The organism is Pseudomonas agarici (assembly GCF_900109755.1).
Classification (GTDB): Bacteria; Pseudomonadota; Gammaproteobacteria; order Pseudomonadales; family Pseudomonadaceae; genus Aquipseudomonas; species Aquipseudomonas agarici.
In genome coordinates this window covers 1-16661 of sequence record NZ_FOAR01000037.1, presented here as the reverse complement: position 1 = coordinate 16661, position 16661 = coordinate 1, and the positions used below count along the sequence as shown (strand labels likewise).

Here is a 16661-nt window from a genome sequence, read left to right as displayed (position 1 = left end):
CAGGCACTGCAATAGACTACCTGCAAGGGCTTGGGCAAGCGACCCTTGGACAGCTCGCTGCCCTCCGCAAGCTATGGATTGACCACCTCAGGCGACAGGAGTGGGCGGAGGCTCATCGGGCCGATCCGGCAAAACCGGCTTGATGGGTTGCTCGTCGGGTGTATCGGGCTCGGGCTGGCCCGGAATGCCGCCTGCCAGGTTGTGCGGATGAGCCAGCAACGACCACGCCAGCAAGCCCACTTGATTGGGTTCCAGTTTCGCCAATTGGGCGCTGATACTTGGATCGATCTTCATGGGCGACTCCTGAACGTTGTGGCCAGGCTGGCCTTGCGCCAACCGAAGCGGTACACCCGGTAGAGTGCCCCGGCGTCCAGGAATTCCCTTGGGCGAAGCGCCCTTCGTCAGGTGCGCGGCAGCGTCACGCCACGCTGGCCCTGATACTTACCGCCGCGATCCTTATAGGAGACTTCACACTCCTCGTCGGACTCCAGGAACAACATCTGTGCGACGCCTTCGTTGGCATAGATCTTCGCCGGCAGGGTCGTGGTGTTGGAGAACTCCAGTGTCACGTGGCCCTCCCACTCAGGCTCCAGCGGGGTGACATTGACGATGATCCCGCAACGGGCGTAGGTGCTCTTGCCCAGGCAGATGGTCAGCACATTGCGCGGAATCCGAAAGTATTCGACGGTACGGGCCAGGGCGAAGGAGTTCGGTGGAATAATGCAAACATCGCTCTTGATGTCGACAAAACTCTTCTCATCGAAGTTTTTCGGATCGACAGTCGCCGAATTGATATTGGTGAACACCTTGAATTCATCGGCGCAACGCACGTCGTAACCATAACTTGACACCCCGAAGGAAATCACTCGATCAGCACCTTCGCCACGCATCTGGCGCTCGACGAAGGGTTCGATCATGCCGTGCTCTTGCGCCATGCGGCGAATCCACTTGTCCGATTTGATGCTCATGGCGGGTGTCCTGAATAGCGAGGTGGAGAAATTCTGTCCGGCATCTTACCGGGGCACGTCGCCGGGTTCAAAGTCCTGCACCGATTTGCGCTAAAAAGCCTTGCCGGAGCTGCCCGCCAAGCAGCGCAAATCACCGGAGCACAGGCGCCCGCAGGCCCTGTGAGCCACCGTCAGTCATGAAATAGGCGAAACCTTGGCAAAGACCATTGGCACGTTCCGGAAAAACGGTTAAGGTGACGCCACTGTGCTGCTTGTGTCACTGAGAATCTCTACACGATGTTGAATTTCGATCCAACCATCTCCAAGAATTTTTCCTGCTCTTTGCACTCAGTCTCGGCCAGGGCTTTTCCTGAGTCGCAGTTAACTTTGTCCAAGGAGACATCAAATGTCTAATCGCCAAACCGGTACCGTTAAGTGGTTCAACGATGAAAAAGGCTTCGGCTTCATCACTCCACAATCCGGTGACGATCTGTTCGTACACTTCAAAGCAATCCAATCCGACGGCTTCAAGAGCCTGAAAGAAGGCCAACAGGTTTCTTTCATCGCTACTCGCGGTCAGAAAGGCATGCAAGCTGAAGAAGTTCAAGTTATCTAACTTGTCCTGACCCAGTAAAAAAAGCCCTGCTCTCTCACGAGACGCAGGGCTTTTTTGTAGGCGACTGTTTTGCCTGAATCGCTCGGGTAGATTTAAGTCAAGCGCAGGCCAATATGGCCCGCGCCCCGCATCAGTCCTCGCTGATGGTGATATCAGGCATCGCCTGGCTGGTCGCTTCCTGCAACACGATCCGCGCGCCCACGTGCCGCGCCAGCTCCTGATAGACCATGGCGATCTGACCATCGGGATCGGCGGCCACGGTCGGCTTGCCACCATCGGCTTGCTCGCGGATAACCATCGACAGCGGCAACGATGCCAACAACTCGACCCCATACTGCGACGCCAGCTTCTCGCCACCGCCCTCGCCGAACAGGTGCTCGGCATGGCCGCAATGGGAGCAGATATGCACCGCCATGTTTTCCACCACGCCCAGCACCGGAATATTCACCTTGCGAAACATCTCCACGCCCTTGCGCGCATCGAGCAAGGCCAGGTCCTGCGGGGTGGTGACAATCACCGAGCCAGCCACCGGGACTTTCTGTGCCAGGGTCAGTTGGATATCGCCAGTACCTGGGGGCATATCGATCACCAGGTAATCCAGATTGCCCCAGTCGGTCTGGGTCACCAGTTGCAACAGCGCGCCGGAAACCATCGGCCCACGCCAGACCATCGGTGTGTTGTCGTCGGTCAGGAACGCCATCGACATCACTTCCACACCGTGGGACTGGATGGGCACGAACCACTTCTGATCCTTGATTTTCGGTCGGGTGCCTTCGGCAATACCGAACATCACGCCCTGGCTCGGACCGTAGATATCGGCATCGAGAATCCCCACCCGTGCCCCTTCACGGGCCAGCGCCAGCGCCAGGTTGGCCGCTGTGGTGGACTTGCCCACTCCGCCCTTGCCCGACGCCACCGCCACCACGTTCTTCACATTGGCCAGGCCGGGAATCTGCGCCTGGGCCTTATGCGCGGCGATCACGCACTCGATCTCGACCTTGGCCGAGGCCACGCCGTCCAGGCCCTCGATCGCCATTTGCAGCATCTGCGCCCAACCGCTCTTGAACAAACCAGCGGCATACCCCAGCTCAAGCCGAACGCTGACACGGTCATTTTGGATATCGATGGCCTTCACGCACCCGGCACTGAGCGGATCCCGATTCAGATAAGGATCGGTGTACTGGCGAAGGATGGCCTCCACCGCTGCGCGATTGACTGCGCTCATGGGCAACTCCCGAAAAAGACTGAGTAAAACAGACGGCTATCCTACCCGTTCTGAGAAGCACAGACATGCCACAAGGGATGAATTATGTGCGTCGGCGCTTTATAGTGCTCGGTCTCCGTTTCACTTCAAGTAGCCGAGCCCCATGTCCGAGCCACGCCAGATCCTCGTCACCAGCGCCCTGCCCTATGCCAATGGTTCCATCCACCTTGGCCACATGGTCGAGTATGTCCAGACCGACATGTGGGTGCGTTTCCAGAAACACCGCGGCAACCAATGCATCTATGTCTGCGCTGACGACGCCCACGGCTCGGCCATCATGCTGCGCGCGGAAAAGGAAGGCATCACCCCGGAACAACTGATCGCCAACGTACAGCTTGAGCACAGCAGCGATTTTGCCGACTTCCTGGTGGAGTTCGACAACTTCCACTCGACCCATGCCGAGGAAAACCGCGAGCTGTCGACGCAGATCTACCTGCGCCTGCGCGAAGCCGGGCATATCGCCACGCGTTCCATCACCCAGTACTTCGATCCGCACAAGCAGATGTTCCTGGCCGACCGCTTCATCAAGGGCACTTGCCCGAAATGTGGCACCGAAGACCAGTATGGCGACAACTGCGAAAAATGCGGCGCCACTTACGCCCCCACCGACCTGAAAGAGCCGAAATCGGCGATTTCCGGGGCGACCCCCGTGCTCAAGGATTCCCAGCACTTCTTTTTCAAGCTGCCAGACTTTCAGGCCATGCTGCAGACCTGGACTCGCGGCGGTGCCCTGCAGGACGCCGTGGCGAACAAGATCGCCGAGTGGCTCGATGCTGGCCTGCAACAGTGGGATATCTCCCGCGACGCGCCGTATTTCGGCTTCGAGATCCCCGATGAGCCGGGCAAGTACTTCTACGTCTGGCTGGATGCGCCGATCGGCTACATGGCCAGCTTCAAGAACCTCTGCGCACGTCGCCCGGAACTGGACTTCGACGCGTTCTGGGGCAAGGACTCCACTGCCGAGCTGTACCACTTCATCGGCAAGGACATCGTCAACTTCCACGCCCTGTTCTGGCCGGCCATGCTCGAAGGCGCGGGCTACCGCAAGCCGACCGGGATCAACGTGCACGGTTACCTGACCGTCAACGGCCAGAAGATGTCCAAGTCCCGTGGCACCTTTATCAAGGCCCGCACCTACCTCGATCATTTGTCGCCGGAATACCTGCGTTACTACTACGCAGCCAAGCTGGGCAAGGGTGTCGACGACCTCGACCTGAACCTGGAAGACTTCGTGCAGAAGGTCAATTCCGACCTGGTCGGCAAGGTGGTGAATATCGCCAGCCGTTGCGCCGGCTTTATCCACAAGGGCAACGCCGGGGTGTTGGTGGCCGGTAACGCCGCGCCGGAACTGACCGAGGCGTTCCTCGCCGCCACACCGAGCATCGCCGAAGCCTACGAGAGCCGCGACTTCGCCCGTGCGATGCGCGAAATCATGGCCCTGGCCGACCGTGCCAACGCCTGGATCGCCGACAAGGCACCCTGGTCCCTGGCCAAGCAGGAGGGTAAGCAGGATGAAGTCCAGGCCGTCTGTGCCGTGGGCATCAACCTGTTCCGTCAGTTGATCATCTTCCTCAAACCCGTGCTGCCGCTGCTGGCCGCCGATGCCGAAGCTTTCCTCAACGTCGCGCCGCTGACCTGGGACGATCACAACCGCTGGCTCGGCAACCATCAGTTGCACGAGTTCAAGCCGCTGATGACCCGTATCGACCCGGTAAAAGTGCAGGCCATGACCGATGCCTCGAAGGAAGACCTCGCCGCCAGCCAGACCGACACCGGCAGCGCCGCCCCGTCAGGCAACGGCGAGTTGATCAAGGACCCGCTGTCGGCGCCAATCGACTTCGATGCCTTCGCCGCCATCGACCTGCGCGTCGCGCTGATCGTCAGGGCCGAAGCGGTCGAGGGCGCGGACAAGCTGCTGCGCCTGACCCTGGACATCGGTGACGAGCAACGCAACGTGTTCTCCGGCATCAAGAGCGCCTACCCGAACCCGGCTGAACTGGAAGGTCGCCTGACCATGATGATCGCCAACCTCAAGCCGCGGAAAATGCGTTTCGGCATCTCCGAAGGCATGGTGATGGCGGCCGGCCCCGGCGGTGAGGAGATCTACCTGCTGAGCCCGGACAGTGGGGCCAAGCCTGGCCAGCGGATCAAATAGTCCCTACGTTGCTCCTGTGGGCCATGAACAATCGTGGCCCGCTAGTGCAGCTCGCGTCCTTGCCGGATAATCACGGCTATCCGTTCACCCGGCACGATCATGACCGACCTCTTTCTCACCTTTGTCAGCGCCGCCCTGATCAACAACATCGTGTTGCAATGGCCGCTGGGCATCGATCCGCTGTTACAGGCGACGCGCACGCCGGGGATCGAACGGCACAAGCTGCACGCGCTGGGTATTGCCACCACCTGGCTGATGCTGGTCGCCACGCTGCTGAACTACAGCGTCTATCAGCTGTTGCTGTTGCCGCTCGATTTGAGCGCATTGCAATTGTTGGTTTTCCTGCCACTCAGCGTCGCGCTGATCAACCCAAGCCTCAAGTTGCTCGCACGCTGGCTGCCAGGCCTGCCTTTCGAGGGGCTCTGGCCTTTGCTGCTGGTAAACGGCGGTATCCTCGGTCTGGCCCTGATCAGCACCCAAAACGACCGTGGAGTGAGCCACGCGGCGCTGCTGAGCCTGGGCACGGGGCTGGGTTTCTGGCTGGTCCTGGGATTGTTCAGCGACTTGCGCCAGCGTATCTATCATGAAGAAGTGCCCCTGCCGTTTCGCGGGCTGGTGATCGAACTGATCAGCGCCGGCCTCATCGCATTGGCCTTTCTCGGTTTCAACGGACTGGTCAAACCATGAGTCTGATCCAACGTATCGATGCATTGCTGCCGCAGACCCAATGCGGCAAATGCGGCCATCCGGGCTGCAAGCCCTACGCCGAAGGAATCGCCCAGGGCGAACCCATCAACAAATGCCCGCCGGGCGGCAATGAAACCATTGCCGCCCTCGCCAGCCTGCTGCGGGTGCCGGTCCTGGAGTTGGATCCCGTGCGCGGCACGGCGCCCGCCCAGGTCGCCTTTATCCGCGAGGCCGAATGCATCGGCTGCACCAAGTGCATCCAGGCGTGCCCGGTGGATGCCATCGTCGGCGCGGCCAAGTTGATGCACACGGTGATCATCGATGAGTGTACCGGCTGCGACCTGTGTGTCGCGCCATGCCCGGTGGATTGCATTGATATGCATCCGCTGCCGCTTGCCCAGGTCGTGCCGATTGTCGGCGGGCTGGCTTTCAATGCCGAGCAGCAACAGGCACGCGACGAAAAACGCAAACGTGCCCGCCGTCGCTTCGACCAGCGCAATACACGACTGCACGCCGAAGAGGAACGCCGCCACACCGAACGCCAGGCCCGCGCTTCACGCCCGGCGCAATCGGACGGCGAGACGAGCGATCCGGCCAAGGCCGCCCTGGAGCGGTTCAAGGCACACAAGGCGCTCGACTCCGATGCCGCCTTGAAAAAAGCCAAGATCGATCTGGCCATGTGCCGTGCGCAACTGAACAAGTCGTTGAAGGCCTTCGGTCATCCCCCTATTGCCGAACAGGCTGCCCAACTGGCAATCCTCCAGCAGCAATTTGAGGTGGCGGAACAGGCTCTCACCCGCCTGGAAAGCAGCGCCCCGGCCGCCGCCCCCGACATCCCCAAGGACGCTGAACTCAAGCGCGCGAAGATCCAGTTGGCCATGCGCCGCGCCGAACTTGGCAAGCTACAACGGCAGCCGGACACCTCGGAGCAGGCGCTGGACGATGCACAGCGTCGGCTCAAGGAAGCCCAGCGCCAGGTCGACGCCCATGTCACGCCGTGAAACCGGCGGACAGCCGGATGAACGCCTCCAGCAAGCCATGCAATGGGTGCTGCTCGCCACGCTGCCCGCGACCCTGACCCTGCTCCTGTGGTACGGCTGGGGGGTGCTGATCAACCTGCTGCTGTGCGCACTCAGTGCCCTGGTGGTGGAAGCCGCCGTGCTACGGTTGCGTACCCGCCCGATCCGGCCCGCGTTGCTAGACGGCAGTGCCCTGGTCAGCGCCACGCTGCTGGCATTGGCGCTGCCTCCCTACAGTCCCTGGTGGCTGCCGGTGTTTGCCAGCGCCGGCGCCTTGCTGGCGGGTAAACACCTGTATGGCGGAGTCGGCAGGAATCCGTTCAATCCGGCGATGCTGGGCTATGCCCTGGCGCTCGTGACCTTTCCGCAAGCCATGACCCATTGGCCCGTCTCCCATGGGATGGACCTGCTGGGCGGATTGCAACAGGTGCTGGGCGTTCATCTCACCGGGCAACCGGATGCCTGGGCCCAAGCGACCGCCCTGGATACCCTGCGAATCAACCAAAGCCTGACCATGGAAGAGCTGTTCACCGCCCAGGGCGCCTTCGGGCACTGGGGCGGCAAAGGTGCAGAATGGATCAACCTGGCCTTTCTAGCCGGCGGCCTGTTTCTGCTGAAACAACGGGTATTCAGCTGGCATGCGCCGGTCGGCATGCTCGCCAGCCTGTTCCTGATCAGCCTGGCCTTCTGGCAGGGTTCCGGCTCGGATTCCAACGGTTCGCCACTGTTTCACTTGCTAACCGGGGCCACCATGATCGGTGCGTTCTTCATCGTTACCGAACCGGTTTCAGGCCCAAAAAACGCAAGGGCTCAGTGGCTGTTTGGCGCTGGCGTCGGGCTGCTCACCTACATCATCCGCACCTGGGGCGGCTACCCTGATGGCGTGGCTTTCGCGGTGCTGCTGATGAATTTGATGGTACCGACGCTCGAGCGTTGGTCCGTCCCACGATCAGAACGGCGGACGCCATGAGCAAACCGGCTTCACTGCTGATCCTCGCCGCCCTGGCGGCGCTCATCATAGGTTTGACCTGGGAGCTGCAACAGCAGGCGATACCGCGAATCCAGGCGCAGCAGCAGGCGATTCAGGCCCGAGCCCTGACGCAGGTGCTGCCGGCCGGCGAATATGAACAAAAGCTACTGGTATTAAGGACCGAGCCGTTGTCCCACAGCAGTCTGATACAAGGCTATCGGGTGCTCCAGCAGGACCAGGCGGTGGCGGTGGTATTCCAGAGCAGAACCCAAGGTTATGGCGGTCCCGTCGAACTGCTGATAGGCATCGGCGCAAACGGCAAGCTGCTGGGAGTGAAAACCCTGTCACATATGGAAACACCAGGGCTGGGTGGCAGAATCGCCGAGGAAGGTGGTGCCTGGCTGAGGGAGTTTCTCGGAAAATCCCGGACCGATACGCCTGATGCCGCATGGGGACTGAAAAAAGACGGCGGACACTTCGATCAGATGGCTGGCGCAACAATTACCTCCCGAGCAGCGATCGAGACGATTCATGACGCCTTGCGTTATTTTGACCAACACCGGGATCAACTGCTGGAAGGAAGCACGCATGAATAGCAGCAGCTTATTACCAGGCTCACTGATGCTCCCGTCCCTGCTCGGTACCAGCGACTCGCTGATCAAGGCAATGTCGTTGTGGCTGGCGAGCATGCTGGTGGCCTTGATCTACGCGGCGGCGGGCCGTGCGCTGAAGCCCTGGATCCACCCGGAACTGGTGTGGCCGACACAGGTTCTCCTGGCAGCCGGCAGTGTCAGCCTGGTTTCCCTGGGGCTGCAAGCCTGGTCCTGGGAGCTCTACCAGGCCCTGGGAATTTACCTGGCGCTGGTCAGTGTGCAATGCCTGGCGCTTGAACACTTCGGCTTTTTCCAGCCGGACAGGCTGAACGACACTGTGCGCCTGTTCGCTGGTTTCGGCGTTCTGCTGTTCAGCCTCAGCCTGCTGCGCGAGCTACTGGCAAACGGCACCGTATTCGATCATCTGCAATGGTGGACCGGAGCCGCCAGCCACGGGGCCATCAGTCTGTTCTCCGCCGAAAACGGCCTGCATCTGGCCGGGCGAGTGCCGGGGGCCTTTCTCCTACTGGGGCTGCTGCTGGCCGGGAAAAAAGCCTGGGCTCTGCGCGCAACCTCAAACCCAGTGTTTAAAAGGAAATGACCGCCCCATGAACGCCGCCAAACGCCTGGAGATTTTCCGTCGGCTCCACGAGGATAACCCGCAGCCCAAGACCGAACTGGCGTACTCGTCACCGTTCGAGCTACTGATCGCCGTGATTCTTTCCGCCCAGGCCACCGATGTCGGCGTGAACAAGGCCACCGCCCGGCTGTACCCAGTGGCCAATACTCCCGAGGCAATCCATGCGTTGGGGGTTGAGGGCTTGTCCGAGTACATCAAGACTATCGGTCTTTACAACAGCAAGGCGAAAAACGTCATCGAGACCTGTCGCCTATTGATCGAACGCCATGCCAGCCAGGTCCCGCAGACACGGGAAGAGCTGGAAGCCTTGCCAGGGGTCGGCCGCAAGACCGCCAACGTGGTTCTCAACACAGCTTTTCGGCAACTGACCATGGCAGTCGATACGCATATTTTTCGAGTCAGCAACCGGACGGGACTGGCCCCAGGGAAGAATGTGGTGGAGGTAGAAAAGCAGTTGATGAAATTCGTGCCAAAACAATACCTGCTCGATGCTCATCACTGGCTGATCCTGCTCGGACGCTATGTCTGCCAGGCCCGAAAGCCGCGCTGTGGCAGTTGTCGGATCGAAGACCTGTGCGAATACAGGCACAAGACATCCGACGATTGAGTCGCTATTGCGCCTACTGCCAAGCCGATTGAAAAAATCTTTTTTACCAGACAGGTAATTATCGTTATAAGGAGCGCCAACGGCAGTCTTAGCCCGGAGTTGACTTTATGAGTACCGATAAAGAAGCGCTGGATGTAGAGGACGACCTGATGCAGGTCGATTCGGATGAAGCGGAACATCCGATAGAGGTCGCGAAGACCAATCTGAGCAAGCGTCGCACCATCGACAATATGCTGGACGAGCGCCGCCTACAAAAGCAGCTGGCTGATTACGATTTTGACTTGTAAGTGATGTAGCCTCCCATCAAAAGCCTCCTGATCGGAGGCTTTTTTGGCTATAAAGACTCGCCTGTAGCACCGCCCTTATGACCCTGGGGTCGCCAACTCTCCCCGCACGCTGCCCGAATGGTTCGCCTGCTTGCCTCAAACCAAGCCGTTGCGTTGAGCGAGCTCAATCAGGTCAACCAGAGAACGAGCGTTCAGTTTCAACAACAAACGTGTCTTATAGGTGCTGACCGTCTTGTTGCTCAAGAACATTCCATCGGCAATTTCCTTGTTGCTTTTCCCCCTGGCCAGTTGCTGCAGGACCATCATTTCACGACCCGAAAGCCGGTTGACCATATCCGCCTCACTGGCGTTCCCCATGCTGGAACGCACGGTGTGCAACGCCTGATTGGGGAAATAACTGTAGCCTGATAGAACGGCCTTTATGGCACTCAACATTTCGGTCAGGTCCTGCTGCTTGCACACGTAACCGGCTGCGCCCGCCTGCATGCAACGCATGGAGAAATGTCCGGGAGCCTGTGAAGTAAGTACCAGTACTTTGAAAGAGAGCCCCATGGAAGTTAAGCGAGCAATGACCTCCAACCCGTCCAGTTTGGGAATTCCAATATCGAGTATAACAATGTCCGGTGCATGCTCTCGCGCCAGCTGCAAGGCATCCACGCCGTTATCCGTCTCCGCAATGACTTCGTAGCCATGCCGTTCCATCAGCATGCGTACAGCAAGGCGAATGACGGGATGATCATCCACGATCAGCACTTTATTCATGGGCAAGTCCAATTTTCGCTGTTCGAATTTTCAGAGTCAGCACAATAGCCTAGTCACAACCTCCTGGGCATAGCGCCTACCCCGAGCAGTACCAGCCAAAGACCTTCCCTACAAACAACAAGGATTTGCCCTACAAAAAAAGCACCACAAGAAAAGTGCTGTTTTCAGGAATGAGGTGACAATCAATTTATCCAACAGTCAAGCACGTTACCTCATAACCATCTGATCCACCGCCCCGCCCCTGCACCGACGTTGCTTCATGAAGCCGGAGACGATACAGATAAACAGGATAGGCAAACACCTGCACACCAAACGCTATCCGTCCCGCATAAACATTAGAGACGCCAGGCGTCGGATGTCTAATGGTTTTCTGCAACAAGAAATAACCCTATCCCGCGAGCGCGCTGCCGAAGATCATCGGCAGCGAACTGCTGAGGCCGGAGGAGAGAACGATATCGGGACGCACGACAACTAAACACTTTCATCATTCTACTACACAGCCAGCTGAAGAAAATATTAAACACTCACCGTTCTGCCGACTCCTTTTTAAAGTACTGGCCTGACAATCTCATGAGGAAAAAATTTCGAATAGATTTCATATGCGCTTTAACACCCAACTGCTCGCCCTGAAAAAACCCTGATATATCTCAAACAATAGCTCTTTCGACTCCCAGTGAATACCACCAAAACATTTAAGTCCATCACCACCGCAACTAAAGGAAAGGTACTACGCAGCATAAGGAATGCTTACCGGGTTTTTAAAATTAATCTTTCCAGAAAAAAACCAAACATTTGACCAGCATATTTTTCTTGCAAACCATATGCTCTCCCGTTAGCTTTTTAAAAACAGGAAACCCCATAACAACTGACTTTTTCAGACGAAAACTTCACGACAGCCTATCCCCCTTTACGAGCAGGCTATACTTCATGAAAAACACCACTATAAACAAAGAGAAGAGCAACTATAAATCCCATGACCTTGAGCTCGCCATCACCGAGTTCATCAAACATGGCGGAACGATAGAGCCCGCCTCGACAAAAGGACCGGCCAGGGACAATTATGAAATACCCACTCCTGCAACAAACGAAGTCGACACAACGGAAGAATATGCAAGAAAAGTTGAGCTACTGAAAAACCTCATAACAAAGGGCGCCGGAATATCCGCCTTGCAATACTCCTTGAAAATGAATAAAGGCGAGATAAGAAGGATCGCCCAGGAACAGGGCCTGAGGATCCCCCATCGCCGCCCATTATCCACGCCCCGGAAATACCGAACGAATCTTTCGGCACCTGCCGGCTCACTCGCGGATGATGTAATCGCCGGGCACGCCATGCATTACGCTGCATTGGGATATACCGCCATGGAAATTGCACAGGCGTTGGAGCTGACGGTGCGTCAGGTATGGGAGCTGGGCAGGCACTATCGATTCGAACTCAAGCATCATCGAGACGACTCAAAGGAATGAACACCAGGTTTACTCCTTCCTACCCAGTCTCCCGCCGGAGTTCCTTCCGCCCGAGCACATGCACCAGTGCCCGTGGCGCTGGCGGAACATCAATTCCCGAAAAAAAGCCCCGACCTACGGGCCGGGGCTTTTCAGGCAAACAGACGGATCAGAACAACTTACGTCCTTTGTTCGCGGCAATGCGCATGCGCAGCGCATTCAGCTTGATGAAGCCCGCTGCGTCAGCCTGGTTGTAGGCGCCGCCGTCTTCTTCGAACGTCGCGATATTGGCATCGAACAGCGACTCCTCGGACTTGCGCCCGGTCACAATCACATTGCCCTTGTATAGCTTCAGGCGAACCACACCATTCACATGGGCCTGGGAAGCATCGATCATCTGTTGCAGCATCAGACGCTCGGGGCTCCACCAATAGCCGGTGTAAATCAGGCTGGCGTACTTGGGCATCAGCTCATCTTTAAGGTGAGCGACTTCGCGGTCCAGGGTGATCGACTCGATCGCCCGGTGCGCGCGTAGCATGATGGTGCCACCAGGGGTTTCGTAGCAGCCGCGGGACTTCATGCCCACATAGCGGTTCTCGACGATATCGAGACGACCGATACCGTGCTCGCCACCGATGCGGTTCAGGGTCGCCAGCACAGTGGCCGGGCTCATTTCGACGCCGTCCAGCGCGACGATGTCACCGTTGCGGTAGGTCAGCTCCAGATAGCGCGGCTTGTCGGGAGCGTTCTCTGGGGAGACGGTCCAACGCCACATGTCTTCTTCGTGCTCGGTCCAGGTGTCTTCCAGCACACCGCCCTCATAGGAGATGTGCAGCAGGTTGGCATCCATGGAGTACGGGGATTTCTTCTTGCCATGACGCTCGATCGGGATCGCATGCTTTTCGGCATAATCCATCAGCTTTTCACGGGACAGCAGGTCCCATTCACGCCATGGAGCGATGACCTTGACGCCCGGCTTGAGGGCATAGGCCCCTAGCTCGAAACGAACCTGGTCGTTGCCCTTGCCGGTAGCCCCGTGGGAAATGGCGTCGGCGCCGGTTTCGTTGGCGATTTCGATCAAGCGCTTGGCGATCAGCGGACGCGCGATGGAAGTACCCAACAGGTACTCGCCTTCGTAGACGGTATTGGCACGGAACATCGGAAAGACGAAATCACGCACGAACTCTTCGCGCAGGTCGTCGATATAGATCTCTTTCACGCCCATGGCTTGCGCCTTGGCACGAGCAGGCTCGACCTCTTCGCCTTGACCCAGGTCCGCAGTGAAGGTCACCACTTCACAGTTATAAGTATCCTGCAGCCACTTGAGGATCACCGAAGTGTCCAGGCCGCCGGAATACGCGAGAACGACCTTGTTTACGTCGGCCATGCCATCACTCCACGGGTTGTACGGAAAGGCATCGATTCTACCGACCAAAACCGCGAATTTACAGAGGCGCGACAGCTAATGTCGAACGAGCGACGGCAGCCGATTCAGGAAGTTGTCGCCGAATTCCCCGCCGCCGCCGTCGGGGCCGGTTTTTCAAGTGCCGGAACGCGCTCGAGATGAATGTTGACCCGACGGTTCTTCGCCCGGTTGGCGGAGTTGGTATTAGGCGCCAACGGGTAACGCTCACCGTGGAAGCGCACGATGATCTGTGATTCCGGAATGCCGTTGGCCGTGAAAAAATCCTTCACCGACAATGCTCGCCGACGCGACAGGTCGCGATTGGTCAGGCGATTACCGCTATTGTCCGAGTGACCGTCGAGTTCGATGTGATTGACGCGGGGATCTGCCTTGATGAAGTCCAGCATCACCTGCAACTGGGCTTTGGCCTGCGCATCCAGATCGATACCACCACCGGGAAAGCCAATCTCGGCCTGCTTCACCTGCTCGAAGTTCTTCGCCAGCAGCTTGGCGGTACAAGCCTGGAAATCGCTGTAGGCTTGGCTGAAGTTCACCGGCAGCAGCCGCACTTCGGCAACCCCGCCGTCTCGCGAGTAATGACGAATGACCGGGCTGCGGCCCTCGAACAGACCACGAAACAGCCCACCAGCCTGGCCTTGGGAACTGTTGAACAGGATATCGCCGTTGCCAACCTGCACCGATCCCAGGTTGATATCACCGCGCCCGGGTTGCCAAGGCGCAGCCGCGGCCAGCAGGGTTGCCGAACCACCGCCGAACACATGGTTATAAGCCCTCAGACGAAAAATCGCCTGCTCGCCCGCCCGTCGCACGAACTCGCCCGAACCGAAGTCGGTGATCGGCTGAGCCAGTCGACACTCGAATGGGTCACCTTCCACTTTCCACTCGATGCTCTCCAGACGGGTCTGGAAGGTCAGCGCCACGGTGGGCAGACTGACGAACATACTGAGCAAGGCTAAATAACGCTGGCGCACGGGAGGCTCCAATGGTTTCACGACTTTGAGACTGGCATACCGGCTCTACACACTACGTTCGGGATATCGGTCACTGGCAGCAAAACTTGATAGCGAGTGCCTGAGAGAGTCTTTTCCGGTAGCATTCCCATCAGTTCGACCCGCCTGGAATCCCCAATGTCCGACCGCCTGACCCTGCTGCGTCCCGACGACTGGCATATTCATCTTCGCGATGGTGCTGTGTTACCTCACACTGTAGCGGATGTTGCGCGCACCTTTGGTCGCGCCATCATCATGCCCAACCTGGTGCCTCCGATACGCAACGCCGCCGAGGCCGATGGCTATCGCCGGCGCATTCTCGCGGCACGGCCGACCGGTAGCCGTTTCGAACCGCTGATGGTGCTCTACCTCACCGACCAGACCCAGCCCGAGGATATCCGCGCCGCCAAGGCCTGCGGTTTTGTCCACGCGGCCAAGCTCTATCCAGCCGGTGCGACCACCCACTCGGATTCCGGCGTCACCTGCGTGGACAAGATTTTTCCGGTCCTGGAAGCCATGGCCGAGGTTGGCATGCCACTACTGATCCACGGTGAAGTGACCCGTGGCGATGTCGACGTGTTCGACCGCGAGAAGCTATTCATCGACGAACACATGCGCCGTGTGGTCGAGCGCTTCCCAACGCTGAAAGTAGTGTTCGAACACATCACCACCGCCGACGCGGTGCAATTCGTCAACGAGGCTGCGGCCAACGTCGGTGCGACCATTACCGCGCACCACCTGCTCTATAACCGCAACCACATGCTGGTGGGCGGTATCCGGCCGCACTTCTACTGCCTGCCCATCCTCAAGCGCAACACCCACCAACAGGCCCTGCTCGACGCCGCCACCAGCGGCAGCGAAAAGTTCTTTCTCGGCACCGACTCGGCGCCCCATGCCCAGCATGCCAAGGAAACCGCCTGCGGTTGCGCCGGCTGCTACACCGCTTATGCGGCTATCGAGCTGTATGCCGAGGCATTCGAACAACGCAATGCCCTGGACAAGCTCGAAGGTTTCGCCAGCTTGCACGGCCCACGCTTCTACGGCCTGGCACCGAACAGCGAGCGCATCACCCTGGTCCGCGAGGAGTGGACCGCCCCTGCCAGCCTGCCATTTGGCGAGCTGTCCGTCATCCCGCTGCGCGCCGGTGAAAAACTGCGCTGGCGCCTGCTGGAGGAAACGCTGTGAGTGAAGACCATTTCGATGACGAACAGGAAGGCAATGGCAATTCAGGTGGCTCCCGTCACCCGATGGCCGCACGCTTTCGTGGCTACCTGCCGGTCGTCGTCGACGTAGAAACCGGTGGTTTCAACGCCGCCACCGACGCGCTGCTGGAAATTGCCGCAACCACCATCGGCATGGACGAAAAAGGTTTCGTGTTCCCCGAGCACACCTACTTCTTCCGGGTCGAGCCATTCAAAGGCGCCAACATCGAGGCGGCGGCCCTGGAATTTACCGGAATCAAGCTCGATCATCCGCTGCGCATGGCCGTCAGCGAAGAGACCGCATTGACCGACATCTTCCGTGGCGTGCGCAAGGCGCTGAAGGCCAACGGCTGCAAGCGCGCGATCCTGGTCGGGCACAACAGCAGTTTCGATCTGGGTTTCCTCAACGCCGCTATCGCGCGCCTGGACATGAAACGCAACCCGTTTCATCCGTTCTCCAGCTTCGACACTGCCAGTCTTGCCGGTCTGGCCTATGGCCAGACCGTGCTGGCAAAGGCCTGTCAGGCCGCCGATATCGACTTCGACGGTCGCGAAGCTCACTCGGCACGCTATGACACCGAGAAAACCGCCGAATTGTTCTGCGGTATCGTCAATCGCTGGAAGCAAATGGGCGGTTGGGAAGACTTCAACGACTGATCGTTCGCCGCTGCCAATCCCGCCCATAAAAAACCGGCCCTCAACAGACTGTGTGAAAACCTAGCAATCTGCGCAGTGCTCGAAGAAAATGCTCCGTATCGAAAGATACGGAGCATTTTTCGTTATGGCTTACATCCAGGGACAGTCCCGCAGCCAGACCAGCCTGTTTCCGGTATCGCTGGAAGAGTTGATCCCCGAGGATCACCTCGTTCGCGTTATCGACCTTTACGTCTCCAAACTGGATCTGGTGCGACTAGGCTTTGATAAAGCACTTCCCAAAAGCACCGGCCGGCCTTCTTACGATCCAGCCGATCAGCTAAAACTTTACCTCTACGGTTATTTCCAGCGGATCCGTTCATCACGGCGCCTCGAAGCCGAGTGCCGGCGCAATATC

General features: G+C 58.6%; 19 protein-coding genes. 13 read left to right on the top strand and 6 right to left on the bottom strand.

Annotation, left to right across the window (positions count from 1 at the left end):
* Nucleotides 1-87 precede the first annotated feature (87 nt).
* Both BMX68_RS23405 and dcd read right to left on the bottom strand, forming a co-directional pair.
* The gene (locus tag BMX68_RS23405) at nt 88-294 is read right to left on the bottom strand and encodes a hypothetical protein (protein ID WP_017129949.1); all 207 of its coding nucleotides are present in this window, start codon (nt 292-294) and stop codon (nt 88-90) included.
* Nucleotides 295-401: 107 nt separating this feature from the next.
* Nucleotides 402-968 (bottom strand): dCTP deaminase, encoded by a 567-nt coding sequence (gene dcd, locus BMX68_RS23400; RefSeq protein WP_017129950.1) that lies wholly within the window; start codon nt 966-968, stop codon nt 402-404.
* 385 nt (nt 969-1353) lie between these two features.
* On the opposite strand from dcd, the gene BMX68_RS23395 reads away from it, so the two are divergent.
* Nucleotides 1354-1563 (top strand): cold-shock protein, encoded by a 210-nt coding sequence (locus tag BMX68_RS23395; protein ID WP_002554837.1) that lies wholly within the window; start codon nt 1354-1356, stop codon nt 1561-1563.
* A 130-nt stretch (nt 1564-1693) separates the two neighbouring features.
* Here the strand turns inward: BMX68_RS23395 and apbC are convergent, their stop codons facing one another.
* Nucleotides 1694-2788: an iron-sulfur cluster carrier protein ApbC gene (gene apbC / locus BMX68_RS23390; RefSeq protein WP_017129951.1), complete on the bottom strand. Its 1095-nt coding sequence runs from the start codon at nt 2786-2788 to the stop codon at nt 1694-1696.
* Nucleotides 2789-2930: 142 nt separating this feature from the next.
* On the opposite strand from apbC, the gene metG reads away from it, so the two are divergent.
* The 8 genes from metG to BMX68_RS23350 all read left to right on the top strand — a co-directional run bounded on the left by metG (nt 2931) and on the right by BMX68_RS23350 (nt 9785).
* On the top strand, nt 2931-4982 hold the full coding sequence (gene metG, locus BMX68_RS23385; protein ID WP_017129952.1) for a methionine--tRNA ligase: 2052 nt from the start codon (nt 2931-2933) through the stop codon (nt 4980-4982).
* Between the two features lie 99 nt (nt 4983-5081).
* Complete coding sequence (locus BMX68_RS23380; protein ID WP_017129953.1) at nt 5082-5669, top strand: Rnf-Nqr domain containing protein; 588 nt, start codon at nt 5082-5084, stop codon at nt 5667-5669.
* A complete protein-coding gene (gene rsxB / locus BMX68_RS23375; RefSeq protein WP_017129954.1) occupies nt 5666-6670 on the top strand; it encodes an electron transport complex subunit RsxB in 1005 nt (334 codons plus the stop codon). Before BMX68_RS23380 ends, rsxB begins: the two co-directional genes overlap by 4 nt.
* A complete protein-coding gene (locus BMX68_RS23370) occupies nt 6657-7658 on the top strand; it encodes an RnfABCDGE type electron transport complex subunit D (protein WP_017129955.1) in 1002 nt (333 codons plus the stop codon). The genes rsxB and BMX68_RS23370 overlap by 14 nt, the downstream gene beginning before the upstream one ends.
* A complete protein-coding gene (locus BMX68_RS23365) occupies nt 7655-8254 on the top strand; it encodes an RnfABCDGE type electron transport complex subunit G (protein WP_017129956.1) in 600 nt (199 codons plus the stop codon). Before BMX68_RS23370 ends, BMX68_RS23365 begins: the two co-directional genes overlap by 4 nt.
* Complete coding sequence (locus BMX68_RS23360; protein WP_017129957.1) at nt 8247-8852, top strand: Rnf-Nqr domain containing protein; 606 nt, start codon at nt 8247-8249, stop codon at nt 8850-8852. The genes BMX68_RS23365 and BMX68_RS23360 overlap by 8 nt, the downstream gene beginning before the upstream one ends.
* 7 nt (nt 8853-8859) lie before the next feature.
* Nucleotides 8860-9498 (top strand): endonuclease III, encoded by a 639-nt coding sequence (gene nth / locus BMX68_RS23355; RefSeq protein WP_017129958.1) that lies wholly within the window; start codon nt 8860-8862, stop codon nt 9496-9498.
* Nucleotides 9499-9605: 107 nt separating this feature from the next.
* Entirely contained in the window at nt 9606-9785 is a 180-nt protein-coding gene (locus BMX68_RS23350; RefSeq protein WP_017129959.1) for a PA3496 family putative envelope integrity protein, read from the top strand.
* 135 nt (nt 9786-9920) lie between these two features.
* On the opposite strand, the gene BMX68_RS23345 is transcribed toward BMX68_RS23350, so the two are convergent.
* Entirely contained in the window at nt 9921-10547 is a 627-nt protein-coding gene (locus BMX68_RS23345; protein WP_017129960.1) for a response regulator transcription factor, read from the bottom strand.
* Between the two features lie 927 nt (nt 10548-11474).
* Here BMX68_RS23345 and BMX68_RS23340 point away from each other — a divergent pair.
* The gene (locus BMX68_RS23340; protein ID WP_017129961.1) at nt 11475-12014 is read left to right on the top strand and encodes a hypothetical protein; all 540 of its coding nucleotides are present in this window, start codon (nt 11475-11477) and stop codon (nt 12012-12014) included.
* A gap of 148 nt (nt 12015-12162) precedes the next feature.
* On the opposite strand, the gene BMX68_RS23335 is transcribed toward BMX68_RS23340, so the two are convergent.
* The gene (locus BMX68_RS23335) at nt 12163-13380 is read right to left on the bottom strand and encodes an argininosuccinate synthase (protein WP_017129962.1); all 1218 of its coding nucleotides are present in this window, start codon (nt 13378-13380) and stop codon (nt 12163-12165) included.
* Nucleotides 13381-13484: 104 nt separating this feature from the next.
* Nucleotides 13485-14390, bottom strand: a complete 906-nt coding sequence (locus BMX68_RS23330) for a flagellar protein MotY (protein WP_017129963.1) — start codon at nt 14388-14390, stop codon at nt 13485-13487.
* 156 nt (nt 14391-14546) lie between these two features.
* On the opposite strand from BMX68_RS23330, the gene pyrC reads away from it, so the two are divergent.
* The 3 genes from pyrC to BMX68_RS23315 form a co-directional block, all read left to right on the top strand.
* Entirely contained in the window at nt 14547-15593 is a 1047-nt protein-coding gene (pyrC, locus tag BMX68_RS23325) for a dihydroorotase (RefSeq protein ID WP_017129964.1), read from the top strand.
* A complete protein-coding gene (rnt, locus tag BMX68_RS23320) occupies nt 15590-16267 on the top strand; it encodes a ribonuclease T (protein WP_017129965.1) in 678 nt (225 codons plus the stop codon). The genes pyrC and rnt overlap by 4 nt, the downstream gene beginning before the upstream one ends.
* Before the next feature lie 124 nt (nt 16268-16391).
* Nucleotides 16392-16661, top strand: a 270-nt coding sequence (locus BMX68_RS23315) for a transposase (RefSeq protein ID WP_177178870.1), incomplete at its 3' end; no start/stop codon positions are given.